14 protein-coding genes are annotated in these 15,499 nt (G+C 70.7%); 11 read left to right on the top strand and 3 right to left on the bottom strand.

The features are described 5' to 3' along the window. The first annotated feature begins 31 nt into the window (after positions 1 to 31). The 4 genes from M8I34_RS21230 (at position 32) to M8I34_RS21215 (ending at position 4,878) form a co-directional block, all read left to right on the top strand. A complete protein-coding gene (locus M8I34_RS21230) occupies positions 32 to 1,234 on the top strand; it encodes an acyltransferase (RefSeq protein WP_250051234.1) in 1,203 nt (400 codons plus the stop codon). A gap of 132 nt (positions 1,235 to 1,366) precedes the next feature. Continuing rightward, a complete protein-coding gene (locus M8I34_RS21225; RefSeq protein WP_250051232.1) occupies positions 1,367 to 2,428 on the top strand; it encodes a class I SAM-dependent methyltransferase in 1,062 nt (353 codons plus the stop codon). Between the two features lie 181 nt (positions 2,429 to 2,609). Further along, positions 2,610 to 3,887, top strand: coding sequence for a glycosyltransferase (locus M8I34_RS21220; RefSeq protein ID WP_250051230.1), 1,278 nt, complete (start codon positions 2,610 to 2,612; stop codon positions 3,885 to 3,887). A gap of 229 nt (positions 3,888 to 4,116) precedes the next feature. After that, positions 4,117 to 4,878 (top strand): ankyrin repeat domain-containing protein, encoded by a 762-nt coding sequence (locus M8I34_RS21215; protein WP_250051228.1) that lies wholly within the window; start codon positions 4,117 to 4,119, stop codon positions 4,876 to 4,878. A 23-nt stretch (positions 4,879 to 4,901) separates the two neighbouring features. Here M8I34_RS21215 and M8I34_RS21210 read toward each other — a convergent pair whose 3' ends face one another. Continuing rightward, positions 4,902 to 5,528, bottom strand: coding sequence for an alpha-ketoglutarate-dependent dioxygenase AlkB (locus tag M8I34_RS21210; RefSeq protein ID WP_250051226.1), 627 nt, complete (start codon positions 5,526 to 5,528; stop codon positions 4,902 to 4,904). A gap of 100 nt (positions 5,529 to 5,628) precedes the next feature. Here M8I34_RS21210 and M8I34_RS21205 point away from each other — a divergent pair, with 100 nt between their 5' ends. The 3 genes from M8I34_RS21205 (at position 5,629) to M8I34_RS21195 (ending at position 8,312) form a co-directional block, all read left to right on the top strand. Further along, positions 5,629 to 6,387 (top strand): IclR family transcriptional regulator, encoded by a 759-nt coding sequence (locus M8I34_RS21205; protein WP_250051224.1) that lies wholly within the window; start codon positions 5,629 to 5,631, stop codon positions 6,385 to 6,387. Between the two features lie 104 nt (positions 6,388 to 6,491). Beyond that, positions 6,492 to 7,754 carry a PP2C family protein-serine/threonine phosphatase gene (locus M8I34_RS21200; RefSeq protein WP_250051222.1) on the top strand — a complete coding sequence of 421 codons (1,263 nt, stop codon included), beginning with the start codon at positions 6,492 to 6,494 and terminating at the stop codon, positions 7,752 to 7,754. Between the two features lie 138 nt (positions 7,755 to 7,892). Further along, positions 7,893 to 8,312 (top strand): PPOX class F420-dependent oxidoreductase, encoded by a 420-nt coding sequence (locus M8I34_RS21195; RefSeq protein ID WP_250051220.1) that lies wholly within the window; start codon positions 7,893 to 7,895, stop codon positions 8,310 to 8,312. Between the two features lie 130 nt (positions 8,313 to 8,442). On the opposite strand, the gene M8I34_RS21190 is transcribed toward M8I34_RS21195, so the two are convergent. Beyond that, a complete protein-coding gene (locus M8I34_RS21190) occupies positions 8,443 to 9,324 on the bottom strand; it encodes a SigB/SigF/SigG family RNA polymerase sigma factor (RefSeq protein ID WP_250051217.1) in 882 nt (293 codons plus the stop codon). A 168-nt stretch (positions 9,325 to 9,492) separates the two neighbouring features. Further along, positions 9,493 to 11,019, bottom strand: coding sequence for a hypothetical protein (locus M8I34_RS21185; protein WP_250051215.1), 1,527 nt, complete (start codon positions 11,017 to 11,019; stop codon positions 9,493 to 9,495). 61 nt (positions 11,020 to 11,080) lie between these two features. Here M8I34_RS21185 and M8I34_RS21180 point away from each other — a divergent pair, with 61 nt between their 5' ends. From M8I34_RS21180 to M8I34_RS21165, 4 genes are all read left to right on the top strand, one after another. After that, positions 11,081 to 11,827 (top strand): TetR/AcrR family transcriptional regulator, encoded by a 747-nt coding sequence (locus M8I34_RS21180; RefSeq protein WP_250051212.1) that lies wholly within the window; start codon positions 11,081 to 11,083, stop codon positions 11,825 to 11,827. A 112-nt stretch (positions 11,828 to 11,939) separates the two neighbouring features. Continuing rightward, positions 11,940 to 12,833: a virginiamycin B lyase gene (locus M8I34_RS21175; protein ID WP_250051210.1), complete on the top strand. Its 894-nt coding sequence runs from the start codon at positions 11,940 to 11,942 to the stop codon at positions 12,831 to 12,833. A gap of 314 nt (positions 12,834 to 13,147) precedes the next feature. Then, the gene (locus M8I34_RS21170; RefSeq protein WP_250051406.1) at positions 13,148 to 14,437 is read left to right on the top strand and encodes a PP2C family protein-serine/threonine phosphatase; all 1,290 of its coding nucleotides are present in this window, start codon (positions 13,148 to 13,150) and stop codon (positions 14,435 to 14,437) included. Positions 14,438 to 14,543: 106 nt separating this feature from the next. Continuing rightward, a complete protein-coding gene (locus tag M8I34_RS21165; protein ID WP_250051208.1) occupies positions 14,544 to 15,386 on the top strand; it encodes a DUF1206 domain-containing protein in 843 nt (280 codons plus the stop codon). The last annotated feature ends 113 nt before the right edge of the window (positions 15,387 to 15,499 follow it).

Raw genomic sequence — 15,499 nt, 5'->3', positions numbered from 1 at the left:
GTCCTGGGCGTTCTCTCGCAGGAGGCCTCTCGTGCGCCATCTCCCCAGACCGTCGTCCCGGTCCGCCGCCACGGCGCACCGCGTTGTTGCCGGCCGCATCGGCAGGGAGGAGCCGTCGGCGAAGGACGGCACACGATCCGGCCGTCCCAGGCGGTTGCCTTCTCTGACCGGTCTGCGTTTCGCCGCCGCGGGCGGAGTCGTCTACACCCACAGCTCGCTGATGATCAACCCGCACCTCGCCCAAACCCTCGGGCCCGAGGTGTGGGTGGGAGCGAGTTCGGTTTCGCTCTTCTTCATTCTGAGCGGCTATGTGCTGACCCATTCCGCCCGTCCGACCGACACCGCGCGTGCGTTCTGGCGACGGCGTGCCGCCAAGATTCTGCCGAATCACGTACTGACGTGGTGTGTGGTCGTTGCCGCGCTCGCCAGTGCCGGCGCGGCGAGCGCCACGCGGGGTTCCGGATGGGTGGCGAACCTCTCCAGCCTGTTCCTGGTGAATACCTGGGTTCCCAGCCAGCGCTTCCTCTCCGCGGGCAACCCTGTTTCCTGGTCACTGGCCGCCGAGATGTTCTTCTATCTCCTCTTCCCCCTGCTCCTGCCGTGGGTCGCTCGGCTGTCGCGTCGTGGGCTTCTGATCGGTGCGGGCACCGCCATCGCCGTCGCCTGGACATGCCCGGTGCTCTACGAGTTCGTCTTCAACCCCGGCGGGCCGTCGTTCCCCGGTTACTGGTCCTTGTACATGCTGCCGGTCACGCGGCTGCCCGAGTTCCTCCTCGGCATGTTGGCGGCCCGTATCTCCTCGTCGGGAATCCGGCTTCCGCGGGTGGGTGTTCTCCCGGCCGCGCTGGGCGTCATCAGCACGATCGTGGTGAACAGCACCTTGCTGCCGCACGGTTTCCTCTACGCGGCCTCGACCGTGGTCCCGCTCGTCATGCTGGTTCACGCCACCGCCGAACTGGACCTGCGCGGCAGAAAGTCGCTGCTGCGCACCCCCGCCCTGGTGTTCCTCGGTGAGATCTCCTACGCCATGTATCTGGTCCATTTCCTGGTGCTGGGCTTGATGTACCTGGCTCTGACGGGTCATGGCTGGAACAACCTCTCCGTGGTTCTGGCCGGTCTTCCCGTCGTACTGCTGACCTCGTGGCTGTTGTACGCAGGGGTGGAGCGGCCCTGTGTGCGCCGCTTCTCCACGCCTCGTAATCGTGGCCGCGCGCGTGCGGTCGCAACCCCGTGAGCGCACCGGGGCGGTCCGCCGGTCCGTGCAGGGTGCGGCCGGCCTCCGGAGGCGGCCCATGGGGCCGCGCCCGCCGACAGATCCGGTGTCCCACGCTCCATCCCCTCAGGCTCCCTCTGAAAGAAGCCCCCCATGACGAGTACCCGAAGCGAGCAGATCGCCGCCCACCGGCCCCGTTACCAAGACGAGCTGGCACACGGGCTGGAGCGGTTCTTCGAGCCACGGCGCACCACATGCCCCTGGTGCACCTCCTCCCGGCTGCGCGGGCGCCTGCGCACCACCGACCATCCGCAGCACAAGCCCGGGAAGTTCGCACTCGACCAGTGCCGCAGCTGTGGTCACGTGTTCCAGAACCCCCGGCTGAGCGCGGACGGGCTGGATTTCTACTACCGCGACTGTTACGACGGCCTGGGCGAGGCGACGATGGCCCGGCTTGCCTGCTCGCCGCTCGCCATCAGGCTCTACCGGGCCCGCGCCCGGGCCATGCTCCCGTTCAACCGCCCCCTGCTGTGGCTGGACGTGGGCACCGGTCACGGCCACTTCTGCGCCGAAGCCCGGAGAATCCACCAGGACACCGAATTCCACGGGCTCGACTGGGGCGAAGGCGTCGAGATCGCCGCACGCAACGACCGCATCGCGCGGGCCTACCGGGGCTCCTTCGTCGGGCTGGCCGGCCAGTTGGCCTGTCAGTACGACGTGGTGAGCATGCACCACTACCTGGAACACACCCTGGCGCCGCGGCAGGAACTGGCCGCCGCCCACACCGCGCTCCGGCCCGGCGGTCACCTCCTGGTGGAGGTCCCCGACCCCGAGTCCGTCTCCGCCCGCTTGCTCGGCCAGTGGTGGGGCCCGTGGCTCCAGCCTCAGCACCTGCACTTCATCCCGTTGGACAACCTCTGTAGCGCACTGGCCGAGCAGGGTTTCAGCGTCGTGGCCACCGACCGGCGGGAGCCCCATGTCCCCACCGATCTGACGTCCGCGGCGGTGAACATGCTCAAATCCGTCCTGCCCGGGGAAGATCTGCCCTGGCTGCCCGAGCGGCCCGGCCCGCTCAGCCGCTGGGCCCGCAGGCTGTCGCTGCTGGCCGTCGCCCCCGTGCTCCTCGTCCTCGTGGCACTCGATCTGCTGCTGGCGCCCCTCACACGCCGCACCCGGCTGTCCAACGCCTACCGGGTGGTCGCACGCCGCGACTGACCGCGCCCCCGGACCGCTGCGCGTCGCCCGCGCGGAGCGTGTCACCAGGCCCCTGTCCACCACCAACTGCGCAGAGATTCCAGCAGGTTCGGACGGCAAACGCATTCGGCGAAGCGGCCGTCCGAGTGAAGCCCGCCGCGGTCGGAATCACCGCAGCCGAGGAAACGGAAAACTGCCGACCATGCACATCCTCATCGCTACCGCAGGTTCGCACGGGGACGTGGCTCCGTACACCGGTCTGGGGACCCGGCTGCACCGGGCCGGGCACAGGGTGGTGATAGCCACCCACGCACGCTCGGCCGAACTGGTCCGTCGCAGCGGCCTGGGTTTCCACCCCCTTCCGCTCGACCGGTATGCCACGTCCGCAGCGGATGGCAAGAAGGGCAACGGGCCGGGGAAAGGCGGCCGGGGTGCCGGTCTCTCCAAGGTCGAGCAAATGCGGCTGGCCCGGGAGCTGGCTCCGGAAATGGCCGACGCGGTGACCGAGGCCTGTGCCTCGGGCGCAGAGGTCCTGATGTTCTCCAGCAGCTTGGCCCCCTTGGGGCTCGTGGCGGCGGAGGGTCTGCAACTTCCCGGCATCGGTGTGTTCTTGCAGCCCCTCGCTCCCACCGGGGAGTTCCCGCCGGTCATCTTCGACATGCCGTCGTTGGGGCCGTTCGGCAATCGGGCCCTGGGCCGGTGCGCCCAGTCATTGCTGGCCCGGGCCTTCGCTCCTGGGGTGCGCCATCTCCAGCGACAACTGGGCGTGACGGAACGGGCCCTGGAGCGGCGAGGGGCAACCTGGCCCATCCACCACGGTTTCAGCCCGGCGGTGGTTCCCCGGCCTGCCGACTGGCGGCCGGGCATGGAGGTGGCGGGCTATTGGTGGCCGTCGGAGGTTCCCGACTGGACGCCGGAGGCCGGGCTGGCGGATTTCCTCCGGTCCGGCCCGCCACCGGTGTTTGTGGGCTTCGGCAGCATGGCGCCCAGTGACCCGGAGCGGCTCGGACGTCTCCTGGCACGGGCCTTCCGGCTCGCCGGAGTGCGCGGTGTGGTCCAGACGAGCTGGGCCGGCCTGTCGGTCGACGGGGACGATGTACTGACGGTGGGCGAGGTCCCGCACGCCCAGCTGTTTCCGCACATGGCGGCCGTCGTCCACCATGCGGGTGCCGGGACCACGGCGGCCGGGCTGCGCGCGGGGGTGCCCGCGGTCCCGGTGCCGATGATGCTGGACCAGCCCTTCTGGGCGTCGCGTCTCACCTCGCTCGGGGTCAGTCCGGGAAGGATCCCCTTCGGGCGGCTGTCCGCCGAGAACCTCGCGGCCGCGCTACGGAAAGCCGTGCACGACCCCCGGTACCGTCATCGCGCGCGGCAGGTCTCGGCGCTGATCGGCACGGAGGACGGCGCCGGCCGGGTTCTGGCGACGGTGGAGCAACTGGCCGGAGGAGACCGCGGGAAGGGCCAAGGTCCCGTTCGCTGAGGCTTCTGGTGGGCCGGCGCTCCCCCGGGGCCGCCGCGGCGGTCCTCCGCCACTACCTGGACCGGCTCTTCCCCGCCGGCGGGTGAACCGGCCTCGCGAAAAGGACTGCTTGGAGCCGTCCGGCGAAACCCTCACCCTGGCGCTGCGGCCCGGTGCGTACGGTGCCCGACAGACCCAGGCGAACCGACGTACCCTCCTCGGAGATCACGCTCCCACGGAAGGACTGTGCATGGCCAAGGCGTTGACCGGAGCGCTCATCTCCGCCATCCACGCGGACCGCGTGCGCCGGGTGGGCGCCCTCTTGAAGCTGGGGGCCTCCCCGTCCGCGCCGAATGCCGAGGGCGAGACGCCGTTGTACCTGGCCGCGGTGTCGGGGCAGACGGACATGGTGAGGCTGCTTCTCGAAGCGGGGGCAACGCCGGATGTGGAGAGCAGGGGAGAGGGAACTGCGGGGCTGCCGTTGTGCGCCGCCGCCTGCTGGGACCATTCCGGCGCGGTGCACGAACTCCTCGCTCACGGCGCCGACCCCGACCGGCGGGAGGACGACGGTACTTCGTACACCGCCTTGATGTGGGCCGCCACGGGCGGCCATCAGCGGACCGCCGAGCTCCTGCTCGAAGCGCGTGCCGATCCGGACGCGGGATGTGGCGAGCGCACTCCGCTGATGGCGGCGGCCGAGCGGGGATCGATCGCGGTGGTACGGGCTCTGCTGCGGCACGGCGCCGACCCGCACCGCACCGATGAACAGGGCCGGACGGCATCGGATATGGCCCTCGAACGGTGCGGCAAGGACGTCGAGAGCGAGCTGCGCGAGCGGGCGGGCGTCGTCCCGGATGCCAGGTACGAGGTCCGGCGCAGCCCTCGCGCCGAGGGCACGGAGCTGGTCGAACTCACGGTCAGCTCACCGGACGGCACCGGTGGCGCCTCGTGGCTGGAGGAGACGGGGCACGCCCTGATCGCCGCGCTTCTGCGGGAAACCATGCAGGGGTGAGGCTCGTCGGCACGCACCCGTTGTCAGCGCACTCCGTGGGGCCGGAACTGGATGCTGATCCGCGGGCCCGCGGCCCGTGTGCTCTTGGGGATCGCGTGCTCCCAAGTCCGTTGGCAGGAGCCGCCCATCACGATCAGGTCGCCGTGCCCCAACGGCCGCCGGACGGTGCCGCCGCCGCGCCGCGGACGGAGCAGCAGATCGCGCGGCGCCCCCACGGACACGATGGCGACCATCGTGTCCTCGCGGTCACCGCGGCCGATCCGGTCACCGTGCCAGGCGACGCTGTCGCGGCCGTCCCGGTAGTAACAGAGTCCGGCCGTGGTGAACGGTTCGCCGAGCTCGGTGGCGTAGTGGGCGGAGAGCGCGTCCCTCGCCTCGTCCAGCACGGGGTGCGGCAGCGCCTCGTCGGCCCGGTAGAAGGCCAGCAGCCGCGGTACGTCCACCACCCGCTCGTACATCCGCCGGCGCTCGGCCTCCCAGGGAACCTCGGCGGCGAGCTGATCGAACAGGGCGTCCGCCCCGCTCAGCCACCCGGGCAGCAGATCGATCCAGGCACCGTCGCCGAGCTCGGTCCTGCGCACCCCGCGCAGCGGACCGAGACGGACCTCGTCGGCCTGGTCGAAGAGCGAGCCCTGAAGGTGCATGGCCATGCTCTCAGGGTACCCATATATTCGAATGAATGTTCTGATAGACAGCCGGGTCCTCCGGGACGGCCTTGCCTGCGCGGGGCGCCGGGCGCAGGCTGAAGACATGGGCAACGGAGAAGGCCCTACGCTCATCACTTCCGTCCAGCGAGCCTTCCGCCTGATGGAAGCCGTGGGTGCGCACGAGGGCGGCGCACCGGCGAAACAGCTGGCACGTGAGACCGGCCTGCCACTGGCCACCACGTATCACCTCTTGCGCACGCTGGCGCACGACGGGTACATCCGGAAGCTGGAGGACGGCGGTTTTGTGCTCGGGGACAGGCTGGACACCCTCCAGACGGGCGGGCAGGCACAGGCGCTGCTCAACCGTGTCCGCCCCGCGCTCGCGGCACTGCGGGACGATCTGTCGGCCGCGGCCTACCTGACCTTCTACGAGGACGGCGAGATCCGGGTCGCCGAGATCGTCGACGGCCCCCGGGCGCCGCGGGTCGACCTGTGGGTGGGCTTCGAGGACGCCGGGCACGCCACGGCGCTGGGCAAGTGCGTGCTCAGCGAACTGGACGACGAGGCCCGCGACGACTACCTCTCCCGGCACCCCCTCGCCGACCTCACCCCGCGCACCATCACCGGCCGTGCCGAATTGCTGCGCAATCTCGACACCCTGCCCATGGCACCGGTGGTGACGGACATGGAGGAGTACGCCCTCGGTACGTTCTGCCTCGCGGTGCCGGTGTACAGCGGAGAGATGCTCGGGTCCCTCGGCGTATCGCTCCGGGCGGACCGGATCTCCCGTATCAACGCGGTCCGGGACCGGCTGCTCCCGGCGGCGACCCGTGTGACCAGGGGGCTCTCACTCACTATCTGAAATCCCTGCCCTTGCGGCTTCCCCTCGGATGCCCGTTTCCTGGATGAAATGGACATTTGGGCATGTGAGTGCCCTGAGCAAGGAAGCGAGCCGCGGACCAGGACATGCGCCAAGCCCGGACCCATCACCACGACCACCAGCCGCGGTGGCAGCTCACCAAGCCGTTCTCCGCCCTGCGGGCCCCGATCCGGCAGGCCGCCCCGCCCCGGGGCGAGGCGTCGTCCGCCGCGAAGGGCGCCCGCCGGAACTGCGCCTCCGGCGTGCCGCTTCTGATCATCGCGACCGTGGCGGTCCTCTGCCTCTCCGGGGGCACCGGCATGAGCTGGCTGCCGCTGCTCGCCGTGGGTCCCGCGCTGGCGGCCGCAACCAGCGGGCCGTGGGGCGTGCTGCGCATCGGTGTCCTGGCGGTGGCGCTGGGTGCGGCGCTCGGTGTGCAGGGCGGCGCGCCGGGTGGCGAGCAGGCGGTTGTGCTCTCCACGCTGTCCGCCGTCACGCTGGCCGGCAGCCTGGCCAGCGCGCTGCGCAGGCGTCGCGAACGGGTGCTGGCCGCCGTGCGTTCGGTTGCCGAGGCCGCACAGCACGCCTTTCTCAAGCCCGTGCCCTCGACGGTCGGGCACTTCCAGACGGCGGTCCGCTACAGCGCCGCCGCTGCCGAGGCACGGATCGGCGGGGACCTCTACGCCCTGGTGCCCACACCGTTCGGGGTCCGGCTGATCGTCGGCGATGTGCGCGGCAAGGGGCTGCCGGCGGTGGGGATCGCCGCCCTGGTCCTGGGCGTTTTCCGGGAGGCGGCCTACGACGAGCCGGATCTCCTCGATGTCGTCCACCGGATCGAGCGGAGCCTGGCACGCAACCTCGGCCCGGACGACTTCGTCACCGCGGTGCTGGCGGGATACCCCGAGTCCGGCCGCATGGAGCTGGTCAACTGCGGACATGCCGCTCCGCTCCTGGTCCACGACGCGGGCGTGCTGCCCGTCGAGCCGGCCCACCCGGCCCCGCCGCTCGGGCTGCGGGCCCTCTCCGGCGAGACTCCCAGCCTCCAGGACATAGCCCTGTCCGACGGGGACCAACTGCTCTTCTACACCGATGGCGTGACCGAGGCCCGTGATCACAAGCGGGAGTTCTATCCGCTGGTGGAGCGGCTGTCCCGGCACATTTCGGAGGAGCCTTCGCACACTCTGGCCGCGCTCCATGAGGACCTGCTCGCGCATGTGGGCGGCGAGCTGCACGACGACGCCGCCATGCTCCTCCTCCGGAAGCCGGCCGGCACCACCTCGACGGCACCGCACGAGCCCGCTGACACCGCCTCGACGACCCCGCACGAGTCCGCCGGCCGGATGCCCTCCCTGCGGGTGGCCGCTGGATGAACGCGGCTCACAGGAGAGTGTGCGGTGTGGCGACGGAAGGGAGAGCCAGGTACCCGGTGGTGGGCTGAGTACAGTCGATCATGTTGACCGTCCCGAACGGTCGACCGCAATGTACGCACGTACGGAGGAGCGCCTCGTATGTCGAACCCACCACTTCCCGAACCGGCAGTCGCCATGCTGCGCAAGCCGAATCCGGCCGTCATCACGACTCTGCGGTCGGACGGACAGCCGGTTTCCACGGCCACCTGGTACCTCTGGGACGACGGCCGGGTGCTGGTCAACATGGACGAGGGCCGCAAACGGCTGGAGCACCTCCGCAACGACCCCCGGGTCTCCCTCACCGTGCTGGACGAGGACAACTGGTACACGCACCTCAGCCTCATCGGCCACGTCGCCGAAATCCGTGACGACGAAGAATTCGCCGGCATCGACCGGCTGGCACAGCACTACCTCGGCAAGCCGTATCCGCAGCGGGACCGCCGCCGGGTCAGCGCCTGGATCGAGATCGACCGCTGGCACGGGTGGGGCAGCATGAAGGACAGCGCCCAACCGGGCTGACGACGGGCGGCATCCGGTCGGCGGTCGTCCCGAACGGCGCGTGGGCCCCGTGCGACGACGGGCGCGGGCCGGTCCCGTGGTACGGCTGCCGCCCCGGAGGCGGCCCCCGGCCGGTATCACGGCAGCCGCCTCACCCCTCGGCCATGAGTCCCTTGCGCAGGGTGGTGCAGGCGCGGGTCAGGAGGCGGGAGATGTGCATCTGGGAGAGGCCGAACTCCTTGCCGATCTCGGCCTGCGTCATTTCCGCCCCGAAGCGCATCCGGAGAAGGGTGCGTTCGCGGTCATCGAGCTTGGCCAGATGCGGCTTGAGTGCCTGGATGTCCTCGGCCAGGGCGAGGGCGGGGTCCTCGGTGCCGATGAGGTCGGCGACAAGTCCGGTCTGCTGCTTGCCGCCGGCTTGGATGGGCCGGTCTATGGAGTCGCTGTCGTAGCCGTTGCTGGCCACGAGCCCCTCCGTCACCTCTTCCTCCTCGAGATCGAGGTGGGCGGCGAGGTCGGCGACGGTCGGCTCGTGGCTGCCCTCGTTCTCCAGCTCTTCCCGGGCGCGGGCGAGGTCGATGCGGAGTTCCTGAAGGCGCCGGGGCACCCGCACCGACCAGGTGGTGTCGCGGAAGAACCGCTTGATCTCTCCCTGGATGTAGGGGACCGCCAGCGTGGTGAACTCCACGTGGCGGGACGGGTCATAGCGGTCGATGGCCTTGATCAGACCGATCGTCCCGACCTGGAGCACGTCCTCCATGGACTCCCGCCGGCTGGAGAAGCGGCGGGCGACATAGCGCACCAGGGTCAGGTTCATCTCGATGAGGGTGTTCCGCGCGTACTGGTACTCGGGGGTGCCCTCCTCCAACTCCTGGAGCCGCTGGAGGAACTGCTTGGACAACTCCCGTGCGTCAGAAGGGGCAACGCGCTGCGGAACCTGGATCTGCGGCAGCACCGTCGCAGCCGGAACGGCGCACTCCGGCGACGTGGTCTCCGGCTCCGTTCCCACGGTCAAGGCGCTGTTGCTGCTCATGCTCTGGCTCCCGCCTGTTGCTGAGCCCCCGTCGCACGCTCCCCTACCCGCCGCTGCCACAGGCATGTCCGGTCGCCTCCCGTCGATTGCCCGTCCCTCCCCGGCATCCCTGCACCCCGGCACCCCTCCCCTCCGCCCCCTGCACCGCCCGCCGCGGCGGGCATCTCCTCAGTGCCGGGGTACTGCCTCCGGGCCGGCGGAGAGGAACAGCGGTGTGACCGAGGGGCGGACGCGCACGGTGCCACCGTCCCGTTGGACGGGCACGCGGGAGCCGAACGCGTCGAGTCCATGGACGGTCGGGTGGGGCCACGGCCAGTCGACGGGTGTCCCTGGTTCGTCCTCACCGGTGAAGACGTCCCCGGCGGCCCACAGGACATGGAGCGGCCCGCGGCCCGCGCGTGACACCTCGAAGGCATACAGGTCCGGGCGGTCTTCGACGTCGATGCGCCGGACGTGCGAGGTGCCGTCGAGGCAGGCGGCGAGAAGGGCGAAGGTGTCGGCGGACGGGTGGCGCCGGGTGAGGCCGGTGCCGTCGTAGTCCATCAGGGCCAGTTTGCCGAACAGGAATCCCATCATGTTCAGGCGGTCGCGGTAGCCCGGGATCTCCGGGGCCAGATTCCAGCAGGCCGTCCGGGTCACACCGGAGGCGAGGGCGAGGATGTTACGGGTGACGATCTGGCGGCAGTTGATCCGGTCCCGCTTCGCGGCGATCTCGGGCGGACAGCCCTCCATGAACATCTGTAGCTGCGGGGGGAGTTGGGCCATACGGGCGTAGAGCGTGCGCATGGTCCTGCGGTCCGGGGCCTCGGGGGGCGCCTCGGGGGGCGCCTCGGGCGAGGTCGTGCGCGGTGCCCCGTCCAGAGGCCCGTCCGAGGTTGCGTCCGCGGGCCGTGTCCCGGGGGCGGCAGGGCCCTGCTCCGCGAACGCCGCCATCATCGTCTGCTGGAACACGCTCTGGGCCTCGGGGAATTCGAAGAGCGTCGGCCCGTTGTACTCCCCCGCCACCACGGGCCGCTCATAGCCGTGCCGGCGCATCATGCCGCGGACGGACTCCACCTGGCCGGGGATGTCGTGCGGGTCGCCGTAGAGATGGACGGAGAACAGGTCGAAGGCGTCGCGGCCGTGCTCGACGACATGGTCGAAGAACTGCCGGGCCGGGCTGTCGGCGGGACTGGAGAGCACGTCGTAGCCGCAGCCCCCGAGCACCACCGTCGCCTCAGGGGCCGCGCCGCGCACACAGCGGTGGAAGGCGGTGAGCTGTTCCACGTAGTCCGCCGCGGTCCCCGCCCACAGGAGGCCGGTGTTGCTGGGTTCGTTGTTGCACTGCCAGTAGTCGACGCGGCCCCGGCAGCGGGCCACCAGATCGCTGACGAAGCGCGCGTACCGGCGCAGGTCGTGGGCGGGAGACGACGGCAGGAAGCCCGTCCGGTGCCGGGTCGCCCACGGGGAGCTGGAGCACACGGTCACCCACACCTCGTCGGCCGGATCCAGCTGGCCGAGGATCGCGTCGACGACCGTCCAGTCATAGCGGCCCGGCTCCGGCTCGACCTGGCTCCAGTAGACGTAGACGCGTACCAGCGTGCCGCCGAGCTCCCTCATCTCGGGCACGAAGCTGTCCGGCGCGCCGAACATGCCGTAGCTGATTCCCCTGACGATGCCCAGACGGACCCCGACCGGGGCGGCGGACCGGATCATGTGCTCTCCCTCGCTCTTGCGTATATGACATATACCTTACTTGATTCGATAAACTCGTGACGTGAAGGAGAATCCGAGCAGCTCACCGGCGCCCTTGATCTGGACCCACCCCTCGCCACGGCGACGGCGAAGTCCCCTGGAGCGGGACGACATCGTGCAGGCCGCCGTGGCGGTCGCCGACGAGGGCGGGGCACAGGCACTCACGATGACGGCGGTCGCCAAGCGGCTCGGGCCCTATACACCGATGGCGCTGTACCGCTACGTGCTCAGCAAGGACGGCCTGACCGACCTGATGCTGGACAGCGTCACGGCAGAGATCCCGGTACCCGACGAGCCGGGCGACGACTGGCGCGCCGACCTCCACGCCGTGGCCGTGGAGACCTGGGCCATGGTCAAGCGCCACCTCTGGTACGCCCAGCTCATGCCCACGCGCCCACCCCTGGGCCCGCATCTGATGCGGCGCACCGAGTTCCTCCTCCAGGTGCTGGTGCGGCAGGGCCTCGCGGTGGGCGACGCCATGACCTACGCGGCACTCCTGGACCGGCACCTCCTCGGCAGCGCACAGCAGGAGGCGGAGGAGCTCGCCATGCGCCGCCGGCACGGGCTCCACTCCCCCCAGCAGCTCAGCGAGGCCGTCACCGCGGCCCGCGACCTGGCCGCCGAGGGCGGGCGCCATCCGCTGCTCACCGAGTGGATGACCGCCCCGTCGGGAGCCGGCATGGATGAGCAGTTCGAGCTCAGCCTGGCGTTCCTTCTCGACGGCATCGCGACGCGCCTGCCGGGCGGAGTGAGCGGCGCCACAGGTTGAGGACCGCCGAGTATTCCCTTGCCTGTGCGGTGGTCGCCGTGCCATTCTACTTAATGCAACATCTGTAGCGGTAACGACCGCTCAGTCCACCGCTCAGGGGAGAACCCAGCCGATGCCCCGCAGTGCCGCCTCGTTCGAACAGATTCCGGTCTCCGACGCCGACGCGGGCCCGTACGCCCTCGCCGTGGGCCCCGACGACGCCCTGTGGTGCACCTTGGTCCACGCCGGGGAGATCGCCCGCTTGACGCCGGACGGACACCTCGACCGCTTCCCGCTCGATTCCGCATCCTGCGGGCCCTCCGTCATCACCCCGGGGCCCGATGGCGCGCTGTGGTTCACCCGGAGCCGGGACCATCGGATCGGACGGATCACCGTGGCCGGGGAGGCGACCTCGTTCCCCCTCCCGACTCCGGACAGCGGCCCGTTCGGCATGGCGTCCGCCGCCGACGGTGCGCTGTGGTTCACACAGCTGCACTCCGACCGCATCGGCCGTATCACCACGGACGGACAGGTGACGGAGTTCCCACTGCCCCTCAGCGGTGCCTTCCCCTCGGCCCTCACGACCGGCCCGGACGGAGCCCTCTGGTTCACCCTCAATCAAGCACACGCGATCGGCCGCCTCAGCCTGGCGGGCGACTTCACCCTCCATCCGCTCCCGACCGAGAACGCCGCACCGGTCGGCATCACCTGCGGTGCGGACGGCGCGCTCTGGTTCGTCGAGATAGGCGCCGGCCGGATCGGCCGTATCACCACGGACGGCCGGATAGACGAGTTCCCGCTGCCCGACCCGGCGTCCCGGCCCCATGCGATCGTCGCCGGTCCGGCCGGTGACTGCTGGTTCACGGAATGGGGAGCCAACCGCATCGGCTCCATCACCCCCGACGGCCACATCGAGGAGTACGACTTGCCGACCCCCTCTTCCGAACCGCACGGCCTGGCCTTCGGGCCCGACGGCGCTCTCTACGTGGCGCTGGAAATCGGAGCGATAGCCCGCCTCGCGCTCTAGGCCTGTCTTCAAAGTCCCGCCTGCCCAGGGGTCTCTCTCCCTGGCGAGCGGAACGGTTCGGACACTCCGGGTCCGCTGGGCCGCGGTCTCGTCGCGACGCTGCGCGGCGGATTCGGGCCGCCGACTCGTACCTCACCGCGGTGTCGCTGTCGGCAAGCTCCGTCTCGGTGTCACCATCGACAGCACAAGCATCGCCGCTGGGAGCAATGGCGACCGACGGTGCCACGACAAGGACAGCGCACGGGGCGAACGGCTCGGCGAGCTGCAACCCGAGGAGAGGTGCCGGAATGAGCAGTGCAGCCGCGCGGGGACGAATGCTGGGTGACCTGATCACCGCCAGCCATGTGATCGCGCTGGAGCAGCTGCCGGATGTGGTCGCCAGGCACGCGGCCCGGGTCGGCTGGCTGGACGTGCTGATCTACCTGGCGGATCTGCAACAGGATGTCCTGTGCCGGCTTGCCGGCCATGGGACCGGTACCGGAGGCGGGCCGGAGACGCCACCGGATGTGGTGCGGGTGGAAGGAACCCTCGCCGGGCGGGCGTTCCAGACCGGCGGCATCGTCGGGGGCACCGCATCCGGGGCCGAGCAGTGGTGGGTGCCGGTGCTCGACGGCACCGAGCGGCTGGGGGTGATGCGCGCCTCCGCCGCCCCGGGCACGGAGATGGATACCGAGGCCGCCCAGGACCTGCGCAACCTTGCCGGGCTGGTCGCCTTGATGATCGTCAGCAAGCGTGGGGCGAGCGACACCTACGCCCGGCTGGTACGTCGCCGGCGGATGAATGTGGCCGCGGAGATGGAGTGGCGCATCATGCCGCCCAGGACCTTCGCCACCGACCGGGTGCTGATCAGCGCGGTGATGGAACCCGCCTACGAGGTCAGCGGCGACGTCTTCGACTACGCCATCGCCGACGACACGGTGCACCTGGCGCTCTTCGACGCCATGGGCCACGACACGGCAGCCGGGCTGACCGCGAACCTCGCGGTCGCCGCCAGCCGCAACCAGCGCCGGCAGAGCCCCGGCCTCCTGGGCATCGCCGAAGCCGTGGAACGAGCCCTGGTGGAACAATTCGGCACGCACCGCTATGCCACAGGCATCCTGGCCGAGCTGGACTCCACCACCGGGGTGCTGACCTGGACCAGCCTCGGGCACCCTCCGCCGGTCATCATCCGCAAAGGACGCACCGCCCTGAGCCTGGTCGGCCCGCCCGCCCCGCCCATGGGCACCGACCTGGGTCTGCCGCCCGTCCTGCACCGGGACCAGCTGGAGCCCGGGGACCGTCTGCTGCTCTACACCGACGGCATCACCGAAGCCCGCAACAGCGAAGGCCGGGAATTCGGCCTGGCGGGCTTCACCGACTTCCTCATCCAGCACCATGCCGACGGTCTGCCCGTGCCGGAGACCCTGCGCCGGCTGATCAGGCGCCATCTCGCCTACCACGACGGGCGGCTCGGCGACGACGCCACGGTCCTGCTGCTGGAATGGAGCGGCCCCACCCCCTACCGCCCCGCCCGCGTCGAAGCCCTCGCCGGCCTCCCGGAGCACACCACCGCCGACACCACCATGCCCTCCCCCTGGACCGTGCCCGGCAGAGACCTCCTCTGAGACGCCGGGGCCACGCGTCCCGGGCAGGACCGGCGGTTCCCTCCTCGGCCGGAGGTCACCGGAGTGCACCCCCGACGACGGGGCAGAAGCGCTCTGGAGGTCACACATGCCATCGACTGCTGCGGTACCCCGGATCGGACGACGCACAGCTCACCGTGCCGCACGCAGCCCGGCGGTACGGGCCGCGGCACGCGGTGGCTTCGCGGCCCGCGGCGTGATCTACCTCCTCGTGGGGGTGCTGGCGCTACGGATCGCGTTCGGCGACTCCGGTGAGCAGGCCGATCGCGGCGGGGCGCTGACGGAAATCGCCGCCCGGCCGTTCGGCAGCGTATTGATATGGGCGCTCGGCCTGGGTCTGGCGGGGATGGCGCTGTGGCGCCTGTCCGAGGCAGGGTTCGGCGCGGCCGGGCCCGAGGGGCACAAGGCGGGAACGCGACTGCTCTCCCTCGCCCGTTGCCTCTTCTACACCGTGGTGTCGTTCTCCGTGCTGTCGTTCGCGGCGGGGAAGCAGGGCAGCGGGAGCGGTGCGAGCGACCAGCAGTCCCGGGATGCCACGGCCAAGGCGCTGGACCTGCCCGGCGGTCCCTGGCTGGTGGCCGCCGCGGGCGTGGGAATCGCCGTGGCCGGCATCTGGATCGCGGTACGGGCGATCCGGCGCACGTTCCACAAGAACCTCGACCGGCGCGGAATGTCGCATCGCGTCAGGCGCGGGATCGATGTCCTCGGCGTAGCGGGTGGCATCGCCCGCGGTGGTGTGTTCGCGGTCGCCGGCACGTTCGTGGTCAGGGCCGCGGTCACCTACGACCCCGGCAGGGCCAAGGGCATGGACGACACGCTCCGCTCCCTCGCCGACACCGCGGCGGGCCCCTGGCTGCTGGCCGCCATCGCCGCAGGTCTGGCCCTGTTCGGCGGCTTCTCCTTCGCGATGGCCCGGTGGCGCAACGTCTGAACGGACGAGGCGGGCCCCGCCGTCCCGCAGAATCATCACAGCACGCCCAGCACATCCCACACGTCCAGCACGTCCCACACATCCCACACCTCCAACACGTCCAGCACTCCCCG

It is taken from the genome of Streptomyces sp. MCA2, assembly GCF_023544705.1.
Taxonomy (GTDB): Bacteria; Actinomycetota; Actinomycetes; order Streptomycetales; family Streptomycetaceae; genus Streptomyces; species Streptomyces decoyicus.
Note: the sequence above shows the minus strand (reverse complement) of the source record. Positions and strands in the feature narration are given on the sequence as shown.

Coding starts and splice junctions, on each gene's coding strand:
- M8I34_RS21225 (WP_250051232.1), top strand. CDS start 1,367: ATGACGAGTACCCGAAGCGAGCAGATCGCCGCCCACCGGCCCCGTTAC.
- M8I34_RS21220 (WP_250051230.1), top strand. CDS start 2,610: ATGCACATCCTCATCGCTACCGCAGGTTCGCACGGGGACGTGGCTCCG.
- M8I34_RS21215 (WP_250051228.1), top strand. CDS start 4,117: ATGGCCAAGGCGTTGACCGGAGCGCTCATCTCCGCCATCCACGCGGAC.
- M8I34_RS21210 (WP_250051226.1), bottom strand. CDS start 5,528: ATGGCCATGCACCTTCAGGGCTCGCTCTTCGACCAGGCCGACGAGGTC.
- M8I34_RS21205 (WP_250051224.1), top strand. CDS start 5,629: ATGGGCAACGGAGAAGGCCCTACGCTCATCACTTCCGTCCAGCGAGCC.
- M8I34_RS21200 (WP_250051222.1), top strand. CDS start 6,492: ATGCGCCAAGCCCGGACCCATCACCACGACCACCAGCCGCGGTGGCAG.
- M8I34_RS21195 (WP_250051220.1), top strand. CDS start 7,893: ATGTCGAACCCACCACTTCCCGAACCGGCAGTCGCCATGCTGCGCAAG.
- M8I34_RS21190 (WP_250051217.1), bottom strand. CDS start 9,324: ATGAGCAGCAACAGCGCCTTGACCGTGGGAACGGAGCCGGAGACCACG.
- M8I34_RS21185 (WP_250051215.1), bottom strand. CDS start 11,019: ATGATCCGGTCCGCCGCCCCGGTCGGGGTCCGTCTGGGCATCGTCAGG.
- M8I34_RS21175 (WP_250051210.1), top strand. CDS start 11,940: ATGCCCCGCAGTGCCGCCTCGTTCGAACAGATTCCGGTCTCCGACGCC.
- M8I34_RS21170 (WP_250051406.1), top strand. CDS start 13,148: ATGCTGGGTGACCTGATCACCGCCAGCCATGTGATCGCGCTGGAGCAG.
- M8I34_RS21165 (WP_250051208.1), top strand. CDS start 14,544: ATGCCATCGACTGCTGCGGTACCCCGGATCGGACGACGCACAGCTCAC.